This is a genomic window from Paraburkholderia sp. HP33-1, assembly GCF_021390595.1.
In the GTDB taxonomy this organism is placed as follows: Bacteria; Pseudomonadota; Gammaproteobacteria; order Burkholderiales; family Burkholderiaceae; genus Paraburkholderia.
The window spans coordinates 38,695-61,250 of sequence record NZ_JAJEJR010000002.1; the positions used below are offsets into that span (position 1 = coordinate 38,695).

Consider the following 22,556-nt stretch of genomic DNA (forward strand, 5'->3'; position numbering starts at 1 on the left):
CTTCCTGCTCAGATGATGGCCATGAGGCAAAACAGCGTGGTTTCGGGTTCGTCGGCACGCGGATGAAAAGCGAATTCAAGTGGCGCGCTCGCATCGCGCGCCATCGTCAGGAAGCCGAGGCCGGCGCCTTTGCTGTCTTTCGGAGCGTCGGCGCGCAATGTCACCTTGTACGCCTGTTTGATTTCTTCGAGAGACATGTTGCGCAGGGGCTCCAGCTTGCTGCGCAGACCTTCGACCTCGGCAGTTGCGATGGGATTCACGCACAACATCATGTGATGCTCGCCGTGCCTCGAGATGCATACCGCGCCCTCGCGTATCGCGCCTGCCGCTTCGCCGCCGGGCTCCAAAGCATTTGCCGAGTAGTGAACGATGTTCTGCGACAGCTCGATAAAGGATGAGAAAAGCTTTCGGCGGGTAGGACCGCTCACGCCCGCGACCTCCAGCTGCAGCTTCACGACCTCGCCCATGGATGCGACGATGTTATGGGAGAAGTAGCCCTTGTGATAGAAGAGCACGTTGCGTCGCTGCGCGAGTTCGAAAAAGGCGCTGTCTTGTTCGAGTAGTTGGGACATTCTGGGAGTTCACTAAATGCGGGCACAGAAAAGCGTGACGTCGTCACGGCGTGATTGATTGCCTTGCCATTGCGCAAGCGCGAGCCGGACGCGCTCGCAGATCGTCGCCGGGGTTCCGGCGCGGTGTTCGACGATCAGCTCGAGCGCACGGCGCCGGCCGAAAGAAATGTTGCGCGGGCCGCCGATCTGATCGGCGAGCCCATCGGTGTAGATAAAGAGCAGGCTACCCGCCGTGACCGGAATCGAGCGCAGGTTCCATGCATAGTCGGCGCGGCTGTCCACATAGCCGACACCCATCCGGTCGGCTCCGATGGTTTCGAACTGTGCGGCGTCGGGCGACAGGATGTGCATTGCGATCCTCGCGCCGGCAAAGTGCAACACGCTCTCGCTGGCATCGAACCAGAAGAGTGCTGTATCCAGACCATCGTTGGATTGGGTACCTTCGCCGGCACCGTTCACTTGTCCCAACAGGCCCTTGACGTTTCGATTGACGGCCGCGAGGAGAGCGGCCGGGTCGCGCGGACCGATCTGTTCGAGCGCCTTCGACAGTGACGCCGAAGCAAGCAAGGTCATGAAGGCGCCGGGAACGCCATGCCCGGTGCAATCGGCGACGGCGCCAAACCAGCCGCTCGGAAACGCCGCGAAATGATAGAAATCGCCGCCGACGACGTCGCGAGGTTCCCAGACCATCGCCGCGTCGCGCAGCTTCATCGACAACGTCTCGCTGGAAGCACGCAACATGGCGCGCTGTATCACGCTGGCGTACTCGATGCTCTGCATGATCTGGCGGTTCTTCTCCGCCTGCATTTCCGCCACCGCGCTGATGAGCTGAAGACCGCTGCCCAGGCCCGAGAAGCGTCCCTCACGTGTCACGATGAAACCATCGACCAGCGCCTTTTCTCCCGCCTCGACAGTCCTGAACGTCAGCGCTTCGATGCTCACGTCGGCATCGACGATGAGCGGCTCCTTGTCCATGAACGCGATGCAGCTTTTCTTGTCGTAAAGCTCTCGATGAAAAGGCCTGCTCATTTGCGACATGAAAATATCGCGGTTGATCAGGCCGATGGGACGGTGATCATCGATGACAGCGAGACTCTGCATGTCGCGGCGCGCTGTAAAGATCTCCATGACCACCGAGTTGGGATCCTCAACGTCTACCGATGGAACCTCCTGGCACAAATCTCCGGCAGTGCGTGGATTCCCCTGTGCCGAAGAACGGTGAAACCTCGAGAACGCTGGATGCATGGCGACGCCAGTCGATGTATGAAGAAACCTCGCACGCTAAGGTTTCTCCATGAACATTATGTGACAGAGGGAGGGCGATCCGCTCTATTGGCGTGGGATTGGAAAACAGGCGGTCACGCAAAGGTTTGCGTGACCAATTTGAGGAAAAACGGGGATTCGCCAGGTTGCGCAAATGCAACGCCGGCGAGCCCGATTATTGGAACGGATTCTGCACGACCCCCGGTTCGGCATCCGGCTCGTTCTTCAATTTCGACGGCAAATCCGCTTGTTGGTCCAATCGCGATGAACCATCGAAGAATGGAGCGCATGCCGCCGAGTCGCGCGCCTTTGATCCGCGCGCCGCCGCGATTTGCCGCATTGACGGCGCAGGCAAGCTCCGCCACGGGACCGTGGCAGTCGCCTATGAGATGAATGGGAACGCGCACATTTCGGATGGTCATCGGTTGCGAAAGTTGAGCAATCCAATCTATTTTTCTTATCGCCTTGACATGCAGCGGCAACCGCAGCATCGCTCGGTCCGCCTCGGCGATTCGTCGGAAAAATCAATCTACACCATTGATTTTTATATCTTTTGTAAATGAATGGTGAGGCTCGTGTCCGATCCGCAATTTGACGAGGCACATGAAAAGTTTCGGATAGCTGATGGTTAGTTATGCCGTGTCAACGGTGCTGCTCCTTCTTTCTCGCAGGCTTGCCGCCTATATTGGAACGCGCGCATCGAGGTCGATTGCGATGCGTTTTTCGCGGTCCCACTTCCTGCGGCGATGACAGTGTCCGCCCGCATCCAATCGACGACAACGACAACGACAGGAGACAAAGATGCCTGTACTTTTCGCAACAGGATGGGTGACACGAGGTTTGCGATTCGCGAAGCGAGCCTTGCGAAATGCGAAGTGCGTTCAGTGGGCCACGGGTGGTCGATCATTGGCCGAACTGATCGGAGCTGCCGCTCTGATGATGATGATCGGTGTGCCGTTCAATACAAGTGCGGCCAACGCTGGCGGGTTGGCCAACCTCCCGGCAGTTATGCCTGCAATGAACTGCGCCGCGGTGCTGAGCATGGATCTCAGTGGCGTGACCGACGGTACGGTCACGATTACATCCGCGACGGTGCTTCCGGCAGGGACCGTTGTAGGAAAAAACACACTGCCTTCAGCCGTGTGCGACGTGAAGGGCACGATCGGGCCCGGCGCGTCGTCGTTCGAGTTGCAGTTGCCGACGCAAGGCTGGACGCAGCGCTACCTGCAGGCCGGCTGTGGCGGCCTGTGCGGCAACCTGTCAATCAATGCGCCGATGGCTTCGACGTGCGTACCGGTCACTGACGGGCAAATCGCGATGGCCGCGACCGACATGGGTCATGAAGGCGGGAACGACGGCTCGTGGGCGCTGAATCCGCAGGCCAAGATCGACTTCGCGTATCGCGGCGAGCACGCCACTGCGCAGGTGTCCAAAGCGATCATCAACAAGTTCTACGCGCGGCCAGCGAAGTACTCGTACTTCGACGGCTGCTCGGATGGCGGCCGCGAGGCGTTGATGGAAGCGCAACGTTTTCCGGACGACTTCGACGGCATCGTCGCCGGCGCGCCGGCCAACGACCTCATTGTCCAGAACACGATCCATCACGGCTGGCCCGCCGCGATGAACGTCGATCCGAACACCGGCAAGTACATTCTGCTGGCGAGCAAGCTGCCGCTGATCCACGCCGCAGTATTGAACGCGTGCGACAGCCTCGATGGTGTGACCGATGGTGTGATCGACAATCCGCGAGTCTGCCACTTCGATCCGGCGACGATGTTGTGTGCGAAAGGCCAGGCTTCATCCACTTGCCTCTCTCCAGCGGAAGTGGGCGTCGTGCGCGCGATCCACGACGGGGCGATCGATTCGAACGGTGTTCATCTCGAGCAGCCGATCTCACGCGAATGGGGCGGGGAGCTGAACTGGAGCCTGTTTGTGCCGGCGACCGATGCGGGGCCGAGCGGATCCATCAACTTTGTTCTGCCGTTCCTCAAGTACCTCGACTATTTCAACGGCTCGACGCCTACCGCAACACTGAGCGACCTCAAGTTCACGATCGACGGTTTCATGAAGACTATACCGACGTCGAGCTATCTCGCCGCAACCGATCCGGATCTGAGCCCATTCTCCCGTCGTGGCGGCAAGCTGATCCTGTGGCATGGCCTCGAAGACCAGCACATCACGCCGGAGGGCACGATCGAGTACTACGAGCAGATGAAAAACGTGATGGGCACCGAAAAGGTCGACCAATTCACGCGTCTCTATCTGTTCCCTGGCGTCGCGCACTGCGGCGGCGGCGATGGCCCGAACACGTTCGACATCGTGACGTCGGTGATGGCGTGGACGGAGACTGGCACGAAGCCGGGCAAGATCGTCGCATCGATCATTGACTCGAGCGGTCAGACGACACGGACGCGCCCGGTGTTCCCGTATCCGGCCGTGGCACGTTACACGGGGTCGGGCAGCACGGACGACGCCGCCAACTTCGTTGCCGATATGCCGAGCTACGACCCGCACGTCAATCAGCACTGGATCGGAGAGTGGCTCTACTCGCCGGGTTACGAGGCCTGGTGCCAGGCCCAGGGCTCGGAGCTGATCTGCAAGGGCGGCAACAACTGGAGCGACTACCGCAAGGTCTCTAGCCACTGGGGCGACGACGCTGGCAAGTAAAGCGGCTTTTGCAAGACTGACTGCAGTTCCTGCTGCACATGCGCCGATCCTGAGGAGATCGGCGCATTTAATTCAGGCGCAGGAAAATGAGGCAGGTTGTGCAAATGCAACGCCGGCGAGCCCGACTATTGAAACGGGTTTCGCACGACACCCGGCTTTTCGTTCGGCTCGTCCTTCACCTTCACCGGCAAATCCGCTTGCGCCTGCAGACTCGCGACAATCGCATCGAGCGCTTCCTTGAGTGCGAGCGCCGCCTTCAATCCGCGCTGATCGCGCGTCAATTCGAGCGTGCCGTTCAGCACGACACGGGTGGTGCCGTTGCTGAGCGTGAGCGCATCGCCCTGAATGTTGAGCACGTCATCATCGTTCGCATAGGGCTTAAACACCTTTGAGTCCTCCTGGCCGCTGGTCCTTGAGGTGATCCGGAATGCCCGGAAAACGGATGCCCGAGATCGCTTCGAGTTCGTGAATCGTGCGCATGTCGTAGCGGTTGGTCGATACATTATCAACCACGACTGCGAATGCCAGTTGACGCGACGGCACATAGACGACCTTGTACAACTGGGTCGGCACGAAGACGCGCGTCGGTCCGATTGTCTGCAACTGCTGGCCGGTGAATAGCGGTCCGGTGACGACGTACGTGTCGTCGTCGGCGAGCGCGATCTTGCGCACCGCGGATTCTATGCGTGCCCACAATCGCTGGTTGTTCTGACGGTCTTGCCGAACGACGTTCGCGAGCGAGAACGATTGCGCCATCGCCTCATCGTTCCAGCGATTACCCGCTGGACTCATATGACCGCGGTCGAAGCCGCTGCGCTTGTAGTCGGCGAGTGTCGCGCCTTCGCCTTCGGGCAGACGCGCGTCTTCGAAGAACTTGTTGGTGCGCACCATGTCCTTCGCTTCCTCGATGTGCTCGCGCGTCAGATGCTCGGCCGACCACAGCGGCCCGTGCGTGATACCCGAATGCAGCACCGCGAAATCGCTATAGCAAAGCAGGCGCGTTTTCGGCGCCATCTTCTGATTGGTCAGGACGGGCCATTGCGCATTCGGCGTGAACTGGGTGCAGGAAGACGCCGCGCTCGCGTGAGCGGCCACGGCGAACAACAGACAGGCAAGCCACTTATTCATAGGTCGGTGGTTCGATGGATGGGGGCGAAAGTATAGCGTCGCGGCCCGCATCGAGCGACAGCACAATGCGAATCGAGGAGAGGGAGACGGAAAGGGAAGAAGCGGCGTGCGCCGGGCAAAAAAGTGGGCCGCTTTGCAGCGACCCGAATGCGTGGACTTCCGACTGTACGCACGCAATCTTAAGAAGATCTTAAGCGTTGCGATATTGCGTTATCCGTTATGTTCGCTGGCGCGCAAACGGATTTGCGAGTGAATATCTTGTTCGCGTACGAGCCGGAAGTTTCGACCGGAAAAGAGGAAGCGCGACGCATCGCGCAAGATATTAATTGCCGAACACGCTATTTTCAGCGTGGAATTTTTGACGATCCACCGCCTGCAAACGCCAGAAGCCGCTAGTCGCTTTGTGTGTTCGCAGCGCAGTCCATGCGGCGGCGCCTTGCGCGGCGCTCACTCGCTCCTTGCGATCGACGTGAAGACCGCGCAGCGTACACAGCGGCGCGTCGGCGCTCGGCGCGCACAGCGTGGTTACGCCGTTCTCGTCGCGCAGTTCGCCCCACGGGGGCAGGTCGATCCCTTGATGCGCCTCTCGCGACCACCGATGTTCATCGGTATCGAGCCAGAGCACGGCGTAATCATGGTTTACGGTGGGATCGGAACCGTTGATCAGAATGGTCAGTCGCATATCAGTTCCGTAATTTGCGAAGTGCTTTATCAGTCTAGGCGGCGCTCTGCTTAATGCAAGTCAAAGGCATGACACGTGAGTGGAGACAATTCCACGAAACAGCGTGGCGACGTACGGCGTATGCCGCAGCGGCCCCACGCACATCGCGAGCCGCGGCGATTCGACGCGGCCGGCCGGCGCTCAGGCGAGATCGAGCGAAGCGCTCAGATCGCCGAGTGGCGCGAGTCCGTTGCTGGCGAACGCCTTGTCGCGTGCGACCACGCCATCGAGCGGCGCGAGACCATGCACGCGGCTAATGAAACGCAGAATCGAGTTGGTGTCATACACAGTGTGATCGACGTAACCCTTCTTCGCGAGCGGCGAGATCACGAGCGCGGGAACCCGCGAACCCGGACCCCAGCGATCGCCGACCGGCGGCGCGACGTGATCCCACCAGCCGCCGTTTTCGTCGACGGTGACGATCACGACCGTGTTCTGCCATTGCGGGCCGCGCTGAATGTGCTCGATCAGCGTCGCGATGTGAAGGTCGCCCGACGCAACGTCGGCGTAGCCTGCGTGCATGTTCAGGTCGCCTTGCGGCTTGTAGAACGTGACGGCCGGCAGACGTCCCGCATCGATGTCGGCGATCAGGCGATTGGTCGACGCGTCATTGCCCATGCCGCCGTCGCGCAGATAGCGGCGGCGCGCGGCGGTGCCCGGCGCGTAATTGGCGAAGTAGTTGAACGGCTGATGGTGGTACTGGAAGTCGGGCATTGCCCCCGTATCACGATGATCGAGCGCGAATTGCCACGCGCCGCTGTACCACGCCCAGTCGACACCCTTGTCGGTCAGCCGCTCGCCGATCGTCGCGTAACGCAGCGGCGGCATCACGCGCGGGTCCGACGGATCCGCGAAGGCCGGGTCGCCGCCTTCGGCCGGACGCACGCTGCTCGGCTGATACGGCGGCGCCATCGTGTTGACCGCGTAGCCGTCGGCGGTGAAAGCGCCGTCATTGACGAACTTCGGCGGACCGTCGAGCGCCGACGCAGGCGAATTGGGTGCGAGCTTCAAACGGGTGCCGGTCGGATCGTCGCCCTCCACGACCGACACCATCTTCTTTGCCGGACTGTTATGGATGTCCGGATAGTACGGCGCCTGCGCCGAAATCAGGAAAATGTGGTTAAGCCACGAGCCGCCGAAAGCGGCCATGAAGAAGTTGTCGCACAGCGTGTACTGCTGCGCGAGATTCCATAGACGAAGCGTGTCGGCGGAATTGCGGTAGTGCCCCATCACGAGGCCGCCGGAGTCCCCCCATGCGGCGAACTGGTTGTTGCGCCCCGCGTTGATCTGCATCTGGTTCTGATAGAAACGATGCACGAGGTCGCGCGTAATCACCCCGGTCGGCAGCGGCGCGCCGTGCGCATCGACGATGCGGAACGGCTGGTTGCGCAGATGGTCGAGATCCTTTTCGCCAATCATGTAGCGCTTGCCGTCCACTTCCTGCGCCTGCGGCACGAGACCGCCCCAGATCGCCGGCAAACGCGGCAGCGGCGTCTTGCCGTCGCGATCGAGCTGGACGTAGCGCTCGGCGGTGACCGCGTCGAGCGGATGCTGGACGCCCGGGTAGTTGCCGTACAGGTTCGCGAAGCTGCGATTCTCCGCGTAAATCACCACGATGTTCTTCACCTGATCGTGCAGCGCAGCGTCGAGCCGCAAGTCGGCGGCGCTGCGCGGCGGGCCGTTGCCCGCGAGTCCCTCACCCGTTTTGCAGCCGGTCAACGCGAGGCCGAGGCCGACCGCCGCGAGACCGGTCAGGACGCGGCGGCGTTCGGGATCGTCGGGAGCGTCGTTGGAGTTATCGATTGAATCGGGGTTGTCCAGTTTCGGCGGCAGGTGAGGATCGTGGTCGGTCATCGGTGAGTTCCGAAGGAGACGTGACGCTCGCAAAAGCGCCGCTCGAAGCGGCGCGCGCGAGACACCGGTTATGGGTCGGCCGAGGCCGGCTGGCCTCGCGGTTTTACGGCAGCCGGCGCTTCACGCGCCAGCTGTGATGCGTGGCATCGACGGCCAATAGTAGCCAGTGCCGTGCGTCGATTGGATGACGCTTTCGCGTCGCATAACGGTCGACGGTCAATTCGAGTTCGTCATGCGTGCGACGATGGCAGGTGGCGTGCGCGCCCGAGCCATCCGCAAACTCGACGAGCGCCTCGGCGAGGTGTGGCGCCCCGGCCGCTTCGGGCAGATCCGCGATGCGCACCGCGCAGCCCGGATAAAGATGCGAGTCGGCAACCTGAATCTGGATCGCGTTGGGCATGGCGTGGCCTCCATACGCTTGGGCGGCGCGAGCGCGCGGCTGGGATACACCAAGGCCGCTGGACCGGATCAAAGCATAGCACCGCGTGTCCGATTTGCCGCATGTGTCGCGCTAGTTACAACGCCTTGCGATACACGACGAACCCCGACCTGTCCGCGACCTTGTCGTAAAGCTGCATCGCAGTGTGATTTGTCTCGTGGGTCTGCCAGTAGACGCGTTGCGCACCGTCGGCTTTGGCGCGCGCATAGACGGCCTCGATCAGCGCGCGGCCGACGCCCTTGCCGCGTTCGCTATCGAGCGTGTACAGGTCCTGGAGATAGCAGATCGGTCCCGCCATCGTCGTGTGGCGGTGATAGAGGAAGTGCACGATGCCTTGCAACTGCCCGGCGCGTTCCGCGACGAACGCATGCATCGGCTCGTAGCCGTCGAAAAAGCGGTTCCACGTGATCTGCGTGATCTCGCGTGGCAACGCGGTCTCGCCCGAGCGGCCGTAAAACGCGTTGTACGCGTCCCATAGCGGTAGCCATGCACCAAAATCGTCACGGGTGACGGCGCGAATCTGCAGCGGGGCGGACATGTGGGCGGCTCCTTTGACACTCTGTGGAACCGCCAGCATAGAAAATTTGCGGCGCGATTGTTAGCTCCACTCCATGCGCGAAATCTGGAGCCACGGGCGCGTGCGACTGGGCGGTGACTGGATGCATCACCGGGTAGCGCGAAGTCAGTGCTTGCGTTGAAGTTTGTCGCGAAGCTCGTTGCGGACCTTCTTCGCAGCGAACAGCGGCACGTAGTCGAACACGCGCGCCTCGTGCCGGAATTCAGCGAGCGTATCGGCGTACATGCGGGACACCGTTTCGGTCGGCATGCCGGTTTCTTCGGCGATGCTTCGGACTACGTCGTCTACATTCGGCTCGGGCTGCGACATAAGGGTCTCTCCGGATAGGGCGGCGGGCTGGATGAACGGAATGCGAACGGCAGGAGTGCATTACAGGATGCGGACCGCGAGCGCGCCAATTGAATCGGCCTATCGCGCGAGTCATTTCGCTGAGATTTTTTTTCTTGCGCCGCAATAGGCGACCGTCTGATGGGGCCGCGCGGAAAATCAACGGGCAGGGCGGTGGTGAATACCCGGAAAACGCTCAGGGATAAGCGAACTACGGCTCTAGTGCTCCATCTTCTGCGCCACATGCGCGATCCGGTCGCGGACGACGCCGATCGCCTGCTTCAGCGCGTAAACGTCCTGAAAGTAGCGATACGGAATGCGGATCTGACTCGCGTGCGCGTCGATGCTTTCAATCTCCTCACTCCATTGCGCAATCTGCGCACGAGACGGCGTGGAGTTCTTCCAGACGTCGTCCTCGAGCGCCTTGATCTCGCGATACCACACCACGAGCCGTTTCTTCATACGTGCTTCGAGCATGCGTGGCAGCGCCTGCACGAGGCCGATCAGCAGCGCGAGGAACGGCACCAGGATCACCAGCCGCCGTTCGATCAGACTCGCGAGCCAGAACGGCAGGTAGCGATACAGAAACGGCCGGCCCGATTTGAAGTAACGCACGCTTTCGTCGGAGATCGGGAATTCTTCAGTGTTCAGGTTCGGGAACGTGCCGAGCGGCGTGAAGTAGTCCTCGCCGCCGTGCACCGTGCGCGCCGCGTCGAGCAGCAGATAGACGAACGCCGGATGCAGCCTGTCTTTCGACACCAGTAGCGCCGTCGCGGCGAGCAGCGTGACGTCGCTGCGCGGCAGATCGTCGGCGACGCTCGTCGATCCGCGCGGCAATACGATCTTCGACAGCGACGGGAATTTTTGCACCAGTGCATCGGCCTGCGCGAAGCTCATCAGCTTCAGGTTGCTCGTGAGCAGCGTGCGTTGCATGTCGGCGTCGGGCCGGCCGATGAAAAACGCCGCGTCGACCCGACCGCTTTCGAGTCCTTGATATGCCGCGTTCGCGTCCATCTGCAGCAGCGTCGCGTTCTGAGCCGTGATGCCGCTATAGCCGAGCAGCACCTGCGAGACGTTAAGCAGCCCGCTGCCCGGTACGCCGATCGAAATGCGCTTGCCGCGAAGTTGCGACAGCCGGTCGATCGTCGCGTCGCCGCGATAGAACACCCAGATCGGTTCGTACGACACGGCGGCGATGGTTTGCAGATTGTCGGTGTCTTTCGGGGTGGTCGTGCCCGACTGGATGAAGCCGACTTCATACGCGCTGTCGGGGTCCGCGAGCCGCTGATAATTTTCGACCGAGCCCGACGAACGGCGGATGTCGAGCTTGATGCCTTCGCGTTTGAGCAGCGGCGCGTAGCGGTCGGCAAAGCCGCGATAGATGCCGCCGTCCGCGCCGGAGGTGATGACGATCGTGCGCTGGAATGCGGGCTCGAGGACGAGCGCGAGCATCCAGCCGAACGCGGCGACGAGCACGATCCCACCGATGATCAGAAGACGCCGGCGTCGCCGCGTCATCGGGGTTCTCTGGCTGCGGTGCAGCGCGGGGTTACGTCTCGGCATCGTTACCCGGGTTTGGTCAGGTCTGCCGTCGGTGAGCGACGTGTCGGACTCGGCTTGTGGTACTTCAACTTTACGATATCGGCGCGCTTTATTCGACAGCGCTACGCAGCCACCCCCACCTCACCCTCCAACTCCCGCGCAATAAACTCGACAAACGCGCGAATCCGGTTCGACATCTGATGTCGCGGCGAATACACCGCGAAGATGTCCGCGTTCGGTGTGTCGTGATCGGGTAGCAACTGGACGAGCGACCCATCCGCGAGATACTGCCTGATGTCCCACTCGGCGCGCATCAGGATGCCGTGCCCTTCGAGCGCCCACTTGACGGCGATCTCGCCGTCGTTGGTGGTCAGCGTGCCCTTGATGCGCACTGCCTCCGTTTTGCGCGCGGCGCCGCGTCCCGAAGTCAGTCGCCACACGCCGTACGCTTCGTCGCCCTGACGGATGCCGATGCAGTTGTGGCGTGTCAGATCGTGCGCCGTGAGCGGTATGCCGTGCGCCGCGAGATACGACGGCGCCGCGCACAGCAGGCGCCGGTTCGGCGCAAGACGGCGCGCGACCACGCGCGTATCCGGCGGCTCGCCGAAGCGGATGCAGACGTCGAAGCTGTCGTCGGTAAGCGGTGGCGGCGTGACCGACAGCTGCAGTTGAACCGACACCTGCGGATACCGCGCGACGAAGCGCGAGATCGCCGGTCCGACATGACTGCGCCCGAAGCCGAGCGTTGCGTTCACGCGCAGCAAACCCTTCGGCGTCTTCCTGGCCGAGCCGAGCAGTTCGGCCAGCTCGTCGATCTCGTCGAGAATCCGCCGCGCATGTTCGAGGTATAGCTCGCCTTCGGGCGTCAGCATCATGCGGCGCGTCGTGCGGTTCACGAGCGCGACGCCCGCGCGCTGCTCCATCTGCGTGAGGCGCTTGCTGACGGCGGCTGCCGTCAACCCCAGTTCGCGCGCGGCCGCGCTCAGGCTGCCGCTTGCGGCGAGCGTCGAGAAAAAGCTCAGATCCGACGGCTGGACGGTGTCGCGCATCGCCTGTTCAGCACCTTTACATTTGTGAATGCAAGTTAATGATGCTTTGAGTTTAGCACCGGTTTTTAGCTGCGCGATCGCGCTAGAGTGCATTCACATTTTTCACAAAGCCCAGGACGGAGACATGAAAACCTATCGCATCGCAACCATCCCCGGCGACGGCATCGGCAAGGAGGTCGTGCCGGCCGGCGCGCAGGTGCTCGACGCGCTCGCAAAGACCACGCGCGCCTTCGCGTTCGAGTTCGAGAACTTCGACTGGGGCGGCGACTACTATCGCCAGCACGGCGCGATGATGCCGGCGAATGGGCTCGACGCGATCCGCGACAAGGACGCGATCCTGTTCGGCTCGGCGGGCGACAAGGACATTCCCGATCACATCACGCTGTGGGGCCTGCGGCTGAAAATCTGCCAGGGCTTCGATCAATACGCGAACGTGCGCCCTACGCGCATCCTGCCGGGCATCGATGCGCCTCTGAAGTACTGCAAGCCCGAGGACCTGAATTGGGTAATCGTCCGTGAAAACTCGGAGGGCGAATATTCGGGCGTCGGCGGCCGCGTGCATCAGGGCCATCCGATCGAAGCCGCGACCGATGTGTCGATCCTCACGCGCGCCGGCGTCGAGCGCATCATGCGCTTCGCGTTCCGCCTCGCGCAGTCGCGTCCGCGCAAGCTGTTGACCGTGATCACGAAGAGCAACGCGCAGCGTCACGCGATGGTGATGTGGGACGAGATCGCGCTCGCAATCTCGAAGGAGTTCCCGGACGTCACGTGGGACAAGGAACTCGTCGATGCGGCAACGGCGCGCATGGTCAATCGTCCCGCGACGCTCGACACGATCGTCGCCACCAATCTGCACGCGGATATTCTCAGCGACCTCGCGGCCGCGCTAGCGGGCAGCCTCGGCATCGCGCCGACCGGCAACATCGATCCGGAGCGCCGCTATCCGTCGATGTTCGAGCCGATCCACGGCTCCGCGTTCGACATCATGGGCAAGGGCCTCGCGAATCCGGTCGGCACGTTCTGGTCGGTCGTGATGCTGCTCGAACACCTCGGCGAATTCGACGCGGCCAGGCGCGTGATGCAGGCTGTCGAGGCCGTCACCGCGAACAAAGCGCTGCATACGCGCGACCTCGGCGGCGCGGCCACGACCGCGCAGGTGACGGCGGCTGTTTGCGCGTTCATCGAACAGGCGGCGACGCCCGCGGCGAACGCGGCTTGAGTTCCCACGGCCGCGCGCCGCAGGAGGAGACAATGACTTCGGAACTCGAAAACCGGGTGTCCCGCAAGCTGATGCTGCGGATCGTCCCGTTCGTGATGCTGCTGTACTTCGTGAGCTTTCTCGATCGCGTGAATGTGGGCTTTGCCGCGTTGTCGATGAACAAGGCGATCGGTCTTTCGCCGACCGCTTTCGGCCTCGGTGGCGGGCTCTTTTTTATCGGCTATTTTCTGTTCGAAGTGCCGTCGAACCTGATCTTGCACAAGGTCGGCGCGCGTCGCTGGATTGCTCGCGTGATGGTGTCGTGGGGGCTCGTGTCGCTCGCATCCGCGTTCGTCGTCGGGCCGAACAGTTTCTACGCGCTGCGCTTCATTCTCGGCGTCGCGGAGGCGGGCTTCTTTCCCGGCATCATCCTGTATCTGAGCCTGTGGTTTCCGGCGCGCCAGCGCGCGGTCGCGGCGGCGTGGTTCATGGCCGCCGCGCCGATCTCGACCGCGATCGGCTCGCCGATTTCCGGCGCGATCATGAAGCTGCCGCCCATTGCCGGACTCGCCGACTGGCAGATGCTCTATGTACTCGAAGCATTGCCCGCGATCATCCTCGGTTTCTGCGTGCTCAAGTATCTGACCGACAAGCCCGCGCAAGCCGAATGGTTGCAGCCCGAAGAGCGTGACTGGCTAATCGCGAAGCTGAAGCTCGAAGCCGACGCGCGGCGCGCGCATGCGGGCCATACCGCGGGCGCGCTCAGTGCATTGCGCGATCCACGCGTGCTCGCGCTCGCGTTGATCTACTTCGGCACGTCGGCGGGACTTTATACGCTCGGCTTGTGGGCGCCGCTGATCATCCGCCAATACGGTTTCGGCTCGTTCGAAACGGGGCTGCTTGCCGCTGTGCCGAGCGTGCTCGCGGTGATCGCGATGGTGCTGTGGGCGAAGAACTCGGATCGTACCGGGGAACGCACGTGGCACGTCGTGATTCCGTGCACGCTCGCGTGTGTCGGCTTCGTGTTCGCCGGCAATGCGACCACGGCGTTGATGATCGTGCTTGCGCTGGTGGTCGTGAATGTCGGGATCAGTGCCGCGAAGGCACCGCTGTGGGCGATGCCGAGCATGTTCCTGTCGGGCGCCGGGGCCGCGGCGGGGATTGCGATGATCAACTCGGTCGGCAATCTCGGCGGCTTCGTCGGGCCATTTGCGATTGGCTGGCTCAAGAACGTGACGGGCGGCTATACGGCGGGACTGTATGTGGTCGGCGCAACGTTGGCGGTGTCGGCGGTCGTGACGCTGATGTTGAGCCGGCAGACGAAGCGTGCGCCGGTCGCGGTGAGCGAACGGCACGGGCATTGAGCGAGGCGTGTAGCCGATCGCGCGGCGAAAACGTAGAACAAATCGCCTGCGTAGCGTCTATGCTGAAGGACGTAATCCATTGACGGCTTTCTGGCACCGTGAGCTCACGGGATACGGAGACGAGATGGCAACGCACGATTCTTCGCAGACGCTCGATCCCTCGGACTACATTGCGCACCACTTGCAGAACTTTTCAACGTCGTCATCGGGATTACAGCATGCGGGTGCATTCATATGGAGTCCTTCTGCGCTGGTTCTGGCGGCAGTGTTGTTCGTTGTGCTGGTGGGCTTCGCGGCGCGGAGGGATAAGGGCGCGTTGTTCAGCGTTGGACGCGAAATAAGTTTCGGGCGACGCCTGTATGTGTGGTGGTCATGCGCGTGGCGTCAGTGGCTCGCGAGTACGCTGCTTTTCATCGTCGCTGTCATTGCGTTTCACTTTCTGGTGCCGCGCACGGCAGTGCCATTGATGAAATTTTCGGAGCATCTGATTGCACCTGAAGTCGCGAGGAGTTCACCGGCATGGTCGGCTGTGATTGCTGCGATGCCGGCGATTGTGGCGGTTGTGATCTACCTGCTGGTGAGCTTGCCCGTTGCCGGATATATGGTCCGCAGCGGCTTGATGGCGCATGCTTTTCCTCACCCTGAACATTTTGGCTTCTGGCACGCACTGATGCTCGGGCTCACGACGTATCTCTGGGAGGTGCCTGGAAGCCTCGCGATTGCGGATGTTCCGATTTCGCTGCCCGATCATGCGGCGGATGTGCTGCGCGCGATTCTTGTCGTGGCGTGGGGGATGTATGTTGTTTTGCCGAGGCAGGTCAGGAGGGTGGGGAGGTTGGTGCAAGAGTGAGGGGTGCTTTCCCCGTTTCGTTCGAGAACTCGCTGGAATAGATCCGGGTTCTGTACTTCATCTGCAACACCCACGCTGCGCACGCAGCTTCGATTGTGTTGCATCCACCGGTTGAATCCGCAGGCCAACCCGCCCTTGACGCGATCATCGGTTGTCGGCGGTTGTTGCCCACTTTGCTGGAGGGCTTACGCGATCACCTATTCAGGTTATGTTCGGGCGTCAGCGAATGACCTACGATGAGATCGTGATGCGCTGAGGGTGAGGGCGATTTCGTCCTCCTCACAGGGCAGTCTGCGCGGCTTCCGTCGCCACAGAAAAAAGTAGAAGCCGGGGGTGTTATGCGCAAGGGGAGTCACTACTCAAGCTATTGATGAGCAACGCTCAACGATAAGACAAGCCCATTCAAGGCGGGTCTTTGCCCACGGAGCGATGCCCCAATCCGGAATTGAATCAGGTTGTGAAACCAAGGCGCCTCAGCACCGAGCGATCCGCTCGGGGCGGTCTGCCAAAGCCGCACGATGGGAGCACCAGATGAGGACCCGTCGCGAACACGCTGGAGGAGCAACTATGCGCGCACACGACATCATGACTGCGTCCGTCGTCACCGCCACACCGGACATGGCGATCCAAGACGCGGCAACACTGTTGGTCGAAAACCATATCGGTAGCATGCCGGTCGTCGACGGGAACGGTCAGATTGTCGGTATCGTCGGCGAACGCGATCTTCTGCATCGAGTAGAGAACGGTACCTGCCACAGGAAGCGCCAGTGGTGGCTCGAACTCCTGTTGTCGTCCCCCCGCGCTCAGGCCGCGAGGTATCTGAAGGAGCACGGGCGCGTCGTCGGCGACGTGATGTGCGAAGAGGTGATTTGGATTTCGGGGGATACGCCGCTCCAGCAGATCGCGGACCTCATGGAACGTCGACGTCTCGACAGCGTGCCAGTGCTGAAGGGCGGCAAGCTGATCGGAAATGTGAGTCGCTCGAACCTGATTCGCGCACTCGCGCGGGTTGCTCCGGTCGTGGAATCAGCCTCGGGCGATGATGCGAGCCTGCGCGACGCGATAGTCCTGAAAATGCACGGGCAGAGCTGGGGGTTGCCCAAACAAGCCGTGCGCGTCAAGGACGGTGTCGCGCATCTATGGGGGGTGATCGAATCCATGGAGGAAAAGCAGGCCATCCGCATTGCGGCCGAGAGCGTGCCGGGTGTCAAGCGTGTGGAGTACCACCTTGAATTTCCAAACGTGATTCCGGCGCTGTAGTCCGCACACGGTCGCAAGACGCGTGCAGATTCGTCCGGGGTGAATAACGATTGCGATCGTGACAGTCACGTCCAACCCGGGGGCGACGTATCGACGGGTGTCGATCGGATCCAACGCGGTGCCGCTCCAGCCTCCGCTTCGCGCGATGGCGCATCGAGCAGACGGCGGCTCGGCATCGTTGCCTGTACCGCCAGCGCCTGCAGTTCGCTATCTCAACTTGCCGAGCCACAGCGCGGTGAGCGTGGAGCGACTCCCAACGTTGAATTTGGTGTAGATCGACTTGATATGGACATGCGTCGTGTTCGGACTCTGGTCGAGCTTCTGCGCGATCTGCTTTTCCGTGAGTCCGTCGAGCAGCTCCAGCAGCACCCTTCGCTCGGCCGACGTCAGGGGAGCGTCGGCGATAAGCAGGCCGTGGCTGAGCAGTTGCTGCCGGTAGTACCATCTCAGCCCATGCATCACGAAGCCCAGAAGCTCGAGATCCGGCGCCGAGAAGCGGGGTGCCTGCACATCGCGAAACACGAAGAGATGAATCCGCACATCGTCGTTGAGCGAGCAACGCACCTGGATGCTGTCGCCGTGACCGACTTCGAGGTAGTGGCGGCGATAGTGCTCGCCTTCAAACCATTCAGCGGGCATCGCCTCGAAGAGCAGGTTGGCGCAGAACGGTTCGTTCCCCGACGTGGCCACGACATGTGACGAGTCGACGTTGCCGGACCAGAGCGTTTCGAACTGCTCCTGCACGGAAGCTACCATTGCGGGTACCGGATGCAGGAGCCGAACCAGGCGTGGACGCCAGCCGAACAAAGGATCCTTTGGCGCGGGCGAAGGCAATCGCACAACTACGGACCAAAGCGCATTCTGTGCCGTGACCATCGCACAGAGCGTGGTTAGCAAATGGGTCAGCGCGGCATCGCCTTCGCCTGCGGAGAACTCGGCCAGCCGATCCCAGAGTGCAAAGACGTCATCGTGGACCGCCGGATTGGCGGAATTCGCGAATGGATGCATGTCGTCCCCAAGAAGAATGGGCGGATCACCGATCTTCGGTGATCTTGGCCTCGCCTGACAAGGGCCTTCGTGTGGAAGCCCTGTTCGTTGGGCGCGGCGTTCGTTTGCCGAATGCAGGGTCCACGCGTGGCCATCCGGTTTTGATCGCCCCGACCGGCCGAGCATCTACACGGCGCTCGGCGCTAGCGCAATCCCGGGCGCGCAGGCGCAGGGTGCGGCGCTTATCGACCAGATGCATCCACAGCGTTGTAACACGCAACTCGACGAAACGTAAGCGCTTCATGAGGACCGTTCGCACGGCGGCGGTCGTGAGGGCATCGCAGTGAAGCTTACCCGGCTCGTCTTACAAATCACCCGTACCGTAAGCTACCTGTAGCAATGCGCGGCAAGGGACAAGGGACATCACCTAGTTAAATGCGATTGACGGTCTTGATGTCGTCAAACAACAATATCGCAGGTGATCGAGCCAGCCGCTCCTGATCGATCTCTTCGCTGTAACTGTGCATCTTCCGTTCGCACTTGCATCACCACGCGGCCCACCGGCCGTCGGAGTTCAGTCGGAGTTCAAACACCTCTCAGCGATAAAAACAGGAGAACGAATCAAATGGAGACGCATGACAAGGACGTTCCCCCGCTCACCGAAGCCCGCACCAATGCGCCCGCTTCCCCCGGCCGGCGCGCGTTCATAGCCTTTGCCGGCGTGTCGGCTGGAGCAACCCTCCTTGGGGCCAACCGCGCGGCGGCAGCAGCAGAATCAATGCTTCCAATTCCTGCCAATCCTGGAGGTCAACCTCCGGCACAGCCCGGCGCCGACCCGATTTGGGGCCCGGACGGACAGGCCACGGCCATCCTGAAGAGACTTACCCATGTCAATCCCTCGATGTTCGCCCAGACCGGCACCTTTCACGTGATGAGCTACGGGGCGCGCACGCTCCCCGCCTCCGCGTTGATTGGGTCGACCGCGTGGCCGGGCGGCACGATTCCATGGGTGAACGGTACGGAAGCGACCGATTTTCCGTCCAACGACCGGCAAAGCCCCGGCTCGAACGAGATGGTGCCGTGCGACTACACGGGCACGCAGTACGATTCCTGCGCCGCGTTCAATGCCGCAATCGTCGACGCGAATCGCGCCGGCGGCGGCCGAGTGGTGGTGCCGGCGGGCAACTGGTATTGCGGCGGTCCGATCGTGCTCCTGAGCCATGTGAACTTCCATCTGTCGTCGGGCTGCACGATCTATTTCAGCCCGGACCCGGCTGACTACGCGAAGAACGGCCCGTACACCACGGCGAACGGCAATCTGTACCACACGCGCTGGCAGGCGAACGATTGCCTGAATTTCGGCTCGCCCATCTATGCGTTCGGCCAGACCAACATTGCCCTGACCGCCGACGACAACACCTGCGTGCTGAACGGTCAGGCCATGACGCCGATGCAGCTGAGCACCCAGCCGCCGACCTCGTGCTGGTGGACGTACAAGGGAAGCAGCAACACCTACGGCTGTGCGGGATCGTCGACGCCGTCGCAGGTGTATGTGAATCCGAACAACGTTCCACTGACGAGCCTCCCCCCTTCCCAAATCCAGAATCCGCAGGCAAACGTTACTTTTACGAATCAGTACGGTGTGACGAGTTCGCTCATGGCGCTGCTCACGGGCACGGGCTGGAATCAGGACCAGAACTACCTGCCGGCGCTGTCCGAACTCGGCGTGCCGGTTCTGAACCGCGTGTTCGGCAACGGGCACTACCTGCGTCCGTGCATGATCGAGTTCATCGGGTGCACGAACGTGTTCCTGCAGAACTACCACACGCAGAACACGCCGTTCTGGCAGCACCACCCGACCGACTGCACGAATGTGGTGATCGACGGCGTGTTCGCCGACAGCGTCGGACCGAACAACGACGGCTTCGATCCGGACGCGTGCAACTACGTGCTGGTGCAGAACGTTCAGTTCAACACCGGCGACGACTGCATCGCGATGAAGTCCGGCAAGTATCTCGACACCGAGTACGGTCCGATGCAGAACATCGTCGTACAGAACTGCACGATGCAAAGCGGCCACGGCGGCCTGACGATCGGCAGCGAAATGAGCGCGGGCGTGCAAAATGTCTACGCGCGAAATCTGACGATGCAAAACGAGAACTGGGCGAGCAATCCGCTGAACATCGCGCTGCGGTTCAAGACCAACATGAACCGCGGCGGGTTCATCAGCAACGTCTGGATCGACGGCGTGACGCTCGCCAACGGCGTGAATCTGGCGGGAAAGTACGGCGGCGGCTCGCTGAGCTCGCATGGCTCACAGTACAAGATCACCGGTTCGGGCACGACCGGCCTCGCACCGAATCCTTCGACCGGCCAAGGCGGATTGATCACGTTCGACTGCGATTACAGCCCGTCCGGCGATGCGGTACGCTGGAGTCCGTCGGTGATCAGCAACATCAACATCACGAACGTGAACGCGAGCAACGTATCGGGCCCGGTGTCTTACTCGATGCCTTCGGGCTTCACCGCCGGCACGAACTCGTGCTTCCAGGCGCTCGTCATGCAGGGCCCCGAGGCGGTTGACTACAACGGTCCGGTGCCGGTGCCGACCGTGAGTCCGATCAGCGGCGTGACTATCTCGAACTGCAACCTCGGCAACCCGGTGTGCACGGGTGCATTTCCAACGACGCCTTCGACGTCTGCGCAATCCGCGCCGGGTCCGGTCTTCGTGAGCAACGTGAGCGGTATTAAGCTGAACAACGTGGTGATCGCGGGCACCACGTACAACACGTCGCTGACCGCACCGGCGACCTGATGCCGACGCACAAGGACGCGGTTACCGCGTCCTTGTGCGCGGTAACCGCGGTGACATCGTGTGCATGTCGGCGTTGTTTGTCCCGTATCAGGCCGCCGCGCCTCGCAAATCTCTAATGTGCTGATAGACGGTGGCACGTCCCATCCCCAACACATTCGCGACGTAGTTGGCAGCGCTCTTCCCCTTGAACGCCCCTTCGGCCCACAGCGCTTCGACGATCTCGCGACGATGGTCGCGAGTCAGCGAATTCAGCGCCAACTGACGTTCCTGGAGCCACGTGTGAAGGAACGTGTTGATGCGTTCCTGCCAGTCGTCCTTGAACAGCTCTTCGGGCTGTTTAACCACGCCGGCGCCGGTGATCACACGATCGATCACATGTTTGATGTCTTCGAACACGGCGATGTTGTAGTTCACGCACATCACGCCGACAGCGCTACCGGCATCGTCGAACAGTACTGTGCTGACGCACCGCATCCGCCTGCCATCCCAATTGATTTTTTCATACGGCCCGACCGTACCTGACTCCGCGGAATGGTCGATCTCTTCCAACGCGGAGTCGTCGCCGAGTTCGCGCTTCGACAGATTATTGGCGATATAGGCGATCGTCTGACTTTGCAGGTCGTGAATGACGATCTCGACGTACGGGAAAAACAGCAGCGCAATGCCATCGGCGACACGGCTGTACCGATCCAGAAGTAGCCGACGTGCGGCCGTTGTCTTGGGCTTTCGCATAGGGATGGGTGCTTGCAGCTTACTGAAAGTCCACTCGGGTGGGCGGGCGGTATTGCAGGTCCGAAAATGTCCCGCATTTTGCCATGAACGACAGGGTACTACTGCTCGATAGCACGACGGCCCGCGGCATTCAGCGCGAACAACCGCGTGGCGATCACTTACATGCGCGCTCGAGCACTCACATATTTGAACAGTTCATACGCAATCGCCACGTCTTCAAGACCCAGCCCGATCGAGCGGAAAAACGCATGCTTTCGATAGGATGGCCTGATCGCTTCGCCACACATGAGTTCGGCGAGATCGCCCAGCACGGCTTCGGGACGCCAGCCATGGTGTTCCGCAGCCAGCTTCATCTCGCCCGCACTGGCTGGGGTAGTGCGGCGGTAGTCGCAATAGACGTCCATGTCGGCAAGCCACGCGGGCGGAATCTCGTGAGCGTTCGCCACGTTGGTGCTGATAGACGTGATGAGCGCTGGCTTGCCGAGCATGTTTTCGTGCAGTACCGGGGTGCCCGACGAGGTACACAGCGCAACGACGTCGGCGTCGGCGACGCAGTCTTCGATCCTTGTGCAAATGGAGACTCTTTCATCGAGCGCCGCGAGCTGCGCACGTTTCGCGGTGTCGTTCGCAAGCCCGGGCGAAAACACCCGAATCGATTGCCACGGCCGCACCGACGCCAGGTGGCGCAAATGAGCCTGTCCCACCGCACCCGCGCCGACAATCGCGAGCCGGCTCGCATGAGTAGGGGCGAGTTGCTCCACCGCGAGTGCGGTCGCCCCAGCGGTGCGCTCGATCGTCAGCAGACCTGAATCACACCACATCAGCGGTTGTCCCGTTTCCATCGACATCAATGCCGTCCATGCGGTAATGATCGGCTTCGCCTGCGTGACGATGTACGGCGACATCTTCGCGCCGAACACCTTCGCGTCCGCCATCACGCCCAGATACGTGATGAAGTCGCCTGCGCCCTGCGGAAAAAGAGTCAGCGTCTGCGGCGGTTGCACGGCCATGTGGCTTCCCAGCGCGCGAAACATCTGCGACAACACGCTGCGCACGTCGAGGTGAGGTAGCGCCTCGCGAACGCCTTGCTGGTCGACGATCAGGGGCAATGCGTTTTCTGACTGGCTCATTGAACTGCGCTCCACAACGTTGCCGGGGTTCGGCGGTAAGGCGATTTTAAGCCAGACTGTCCAGTCTGGACATTTATTTTT

21 protein-coding genes are annotated in these 22,556 nt (G+C 61.7%); 7 read left to right on the forward strand and 14 right to left on the reverse strand.

Features of this window, described 5'->3' with window-relative positions:
* Positions 1-8: 8 nt before the first annotated feature.
* Entirely contained in the window at positions 9-572 is a 564-nt protein-coding gene (locus L0U81_RS16225; RefSeq protein WP_233804475.1) for a SiaB family protein kinase, read from the reverse strand.
* Between the two features lie 12 nt (positions 573-584).
* Positions 585-1,700, reverse strand: a complete 1,116-nt coding sequence (locus L0U81_RS16230) for a SpoIIE family protein phosphatase (RefSeq protein WP_233807768.1) — start codon at positions 1,698-1,700, stop codon at positions 585-587.
* A 242-nt stretch (positions 1,701-1,942) separates the two neighbouring features.
* Here L0U81_RS16230 and L0U81_RS16235 point away from each other — a divergent pair, with 242 nt between their 5' ends.
* Together L0U81_RS16235 and L0U81_RS16240 are read left to right on the forward strand one after the other, a co-directional pair.
* Positions 1,943-2,398, forward strand: coding sequence for a hypothetical protein (locus tag L0U81_RS16235; protein ID WP_233804477.1), 456 nt, complete (start codon positions 1,943-1,945; stop codon positions 2,396-2,398).
* A 238-nt stretch (positions 2,399-2,636) separates the two neighbouring features.
* Positions 2,637-4,502: a tannase/feruloyl esterase family alpha/beta hydrolase gene (locus L0U81_RS16240; RefSeq protein WP_442793422.1), complete on the forward strand. Its 1,866-nt coding sequence runs from the start codon at positions 2,637-2,639 to the stop codon at positions 4,500-4,502.
* 125 nt (positions 4,503-4,627) lie between these two features.
* On the opposite strand, the gene L0U81_RS16245 is transcribed toward L0U81_RS16240, so the two are convergent.
* The 9 genes from L0U81_RS16245 to L0U81_RS16285 form a co-directional block, all read right to left on the reverse strand.
* Positions 4,628-4,888, reverse strand: a complete 261-nt coding sequence (locus L0U81_RS16245; protein ID WP_233804479.1) for a hypothetical protein — start codon at positions 4,886-4,888, stop codon at positions 4,628-4,630.
* Positions 4,881-5,630, reverse strand: a complete 750-nt coding sequence (locus L0U81_RS16250; protein ID WP_233804481.1) for a DNA/RNA non-specific endonuclease — start codon at positions 5,628-5,630, stop codon at positions 4,881-4,883. The genes L0U81_RS16245 and L0U81_RS16250 overlap by 8 nt, the downstream gene beginning before the upstream one ends.
* Positions 5,631-5,952: 322 nt before the next feature.
* Positions 5,953-6,312, reverse strand: a complete 360-nt coding sequence (locus L0U81_RS16255; protein WP_233804483.1) for a DUF3564 domain-containing protein — start codon at positions 6,310-6,312, stop codon at positions 5,953-5,955.
* Between the two features lie 180 nt (positions 6,313-6,492).
* A complete protein-coding gene (locus L0U81_RS16260) occupies positions 6,493-8,205 on the reverse strand; it encodes an acid phosphatase (protein WP_233804485.1) in 1,713 nt (570 codons plus the stop codon).
* Positions 8,206-8,308: 103 nt separating this feature from the next.
* Complete coding sequence (locus L0U81_RS16265) at positions 8,309-8,605, reverse strand: hypothetical protein (protein ID WP_233804487.1); 297 nt, start codon at positions 8,603-8,605, stop codon at positions 8,309-8,311.
* 115 nt (positions 8,606-8,720) lie between these two features.
* Positions 8,721-9,182 (reverse strand): GNAT family N-acetyltransferase, encoded by a 462-nt coding sequence (locus L0U81_RS16270; RefSeq protein WP_233804488.1) that lies wholly within the window; start codon positions 9,180-9,182, stop codon positions 8,721-8,723.
* Between the two features lie 144 nt (positions 9,183-9,326).
* Positions 9,327-9,530, reverse strand: a complete 204-nt coding sequence (locus L0U81_RS16275; protein ID WP_233804490.1) for a DUF3562 domain-containing protein — start codon at positions 9,528-9,530, stop codon at positions 9,327-9,329.
* Between the two features lie 237 nt (positions 9,531-9,767).
* Complete coding sequence (locus tag L0U81_RS16280; protein ID WP_233804492.1) at positions 9,768-11,066, reverse strand: TAXI family TRAP transporter solute-binding subunit; 1,299 nt, start codon at positions 11,064-11,066, stop codon at positions 9,768-9,770.
* Between the two features lie 146 nt (positions 11,067-11,212).
* Positions 11,213-12,139, reverse strand: coding sequence for a LysR substrate-binding domain-containing protein (locus L0U81_RS16285; protein WP_233804494.1), 927 nt, complete (start codon positions 12,137-12,139; stop codon positions 11,213-11,215).
* Positions 12,140-12,263: 124 nt separating this feature from the next.
* Between L0U81_RS16285 and L0U81_RS16290 the strand changes: the two genes are divergently transcribed.
* The 4 genes from L0U81_RS16290 to L0U81_RS16305 all read left to right on the forward strand — a co-directional run bounded on the left by L0U81_RS16290 (position 12,264) and on the right by L0U81_RS16305 (position 16,811).
* Complete coding sequence (locus L0U81_RS16290) at positions 12,264-13,358, forward strand: tartrate dehydrogenase (RefSeq protein ID WP_233804495.1); 1,095 nt, start codon at positions 12,264-12,266, stop codon at positions 13,356-13,358.
* A 32-nt stretch (positions 13,359-13,390) separates the two neighbouring features.
* Positions 13,391-14,701, forward strand: a complete 1,311-nt coding sequence (locus tag L0U81_RS16295) for an MFS transporter (protein WP_233804497.1) — start codon at positions 13,391-13,393, stop codon at positions 14,699-14,701.
* A 124-nt stretch (positions 14,702-14,825) separates the two neighbouring features.
* The gene (locus L0U81_RS16300; RefSeq protein WP_233804498.1) at positions 14,826-15,551 is read left to right on the forward strand and encodes a hypothetical protein; all 726 of its coding nucleotides are present in this window, start codon (positions 14,826-14,828) and stop codon (positions 15,549-15,551) included.
* A gap of 567 nt (positions 15,552-16,118) precedes the next feature.
* Positions 16,119-16,811 (forward strand): CBS domain-containing protein, encoded by a 693-nt coding sequence (locus L0U81_RS16305; RefSeq protein ID WP_233804500.1) that lies wholly within the window; start codon positions 16,119-16,121, stop codon positions 16,809-16,811.
* Positions 16,812-17,018: 207 nt separating this feature from the next.
* On the opposite strand, the gene L0U81_RS16310 is transcribed toward L0U81_RS16305, so the two are convergent.
* On the reverse strand, positions 17,019-17,819 hold the full coding sequence (locus L0U81_RS16310) for a helix-turn-helix transcriptional regulator (RefSeq protein ID WP_233804502.1): 801 nt from the start codon (positions 17,817-17,819) through the stop codon (positions 17,019-17,021).
* A gap of 604 nt (positions 17,820-18,423) precedes the next feature.
* On the opposite strand from L0U81_RS16310, the gene L0U81_RS16315 reads away from it, so the two are divergent.
* The gene (locus tag L0U81_RS16315; RefSeq protein ID WP_233804504.1) at positions 18,424-20,613 is read left to right on the forward strand and encodes a glycoside hydrolase family 28 protein; all 2,190 of its coding nucleotides are present in this window, start codon (positions 18,424-18,426) and stop codon (positions 20,611-20,613) included.
* A gap of 87 nt (positions 20,614-20,700) precedes the next feature.
* Here L0U81_RS16315 and L0U81_RS16320 read toward each other — a convergent pair whose 3' ends face one another.
* Both L0U81_RS16320 and L0U81_RS16325 read right to left on the reverse strand, forming a co-directional pair.
* Positions 20,701-21,345 carry a helix-turn-helix transcriptional regulator gene (locus L0U81_RS16320; protein WP_233804506.1) on the reverse strand — a complete coding sequence of 215 codons (645 nt, stop codon included), beginning with the start codon at positions 21,343-21,345 and terminating at the stop codon, positions 20,701-20,703.
* Between the two features lie 158 nt (positions 21,346-21,503).
* Complete coding sequence (locus tag L0U81_RS16325) at positions 21,504-22,475, reverse strand: ornithine cyclodeaminase family protein (protein ID WP_233804508.1); 972 nt, start codon at positions 22,473-22,475, stop codon at positions 21,504-21,506.
* Positions 22,476-22,556 lie beyond the last annotated feature (81 nt).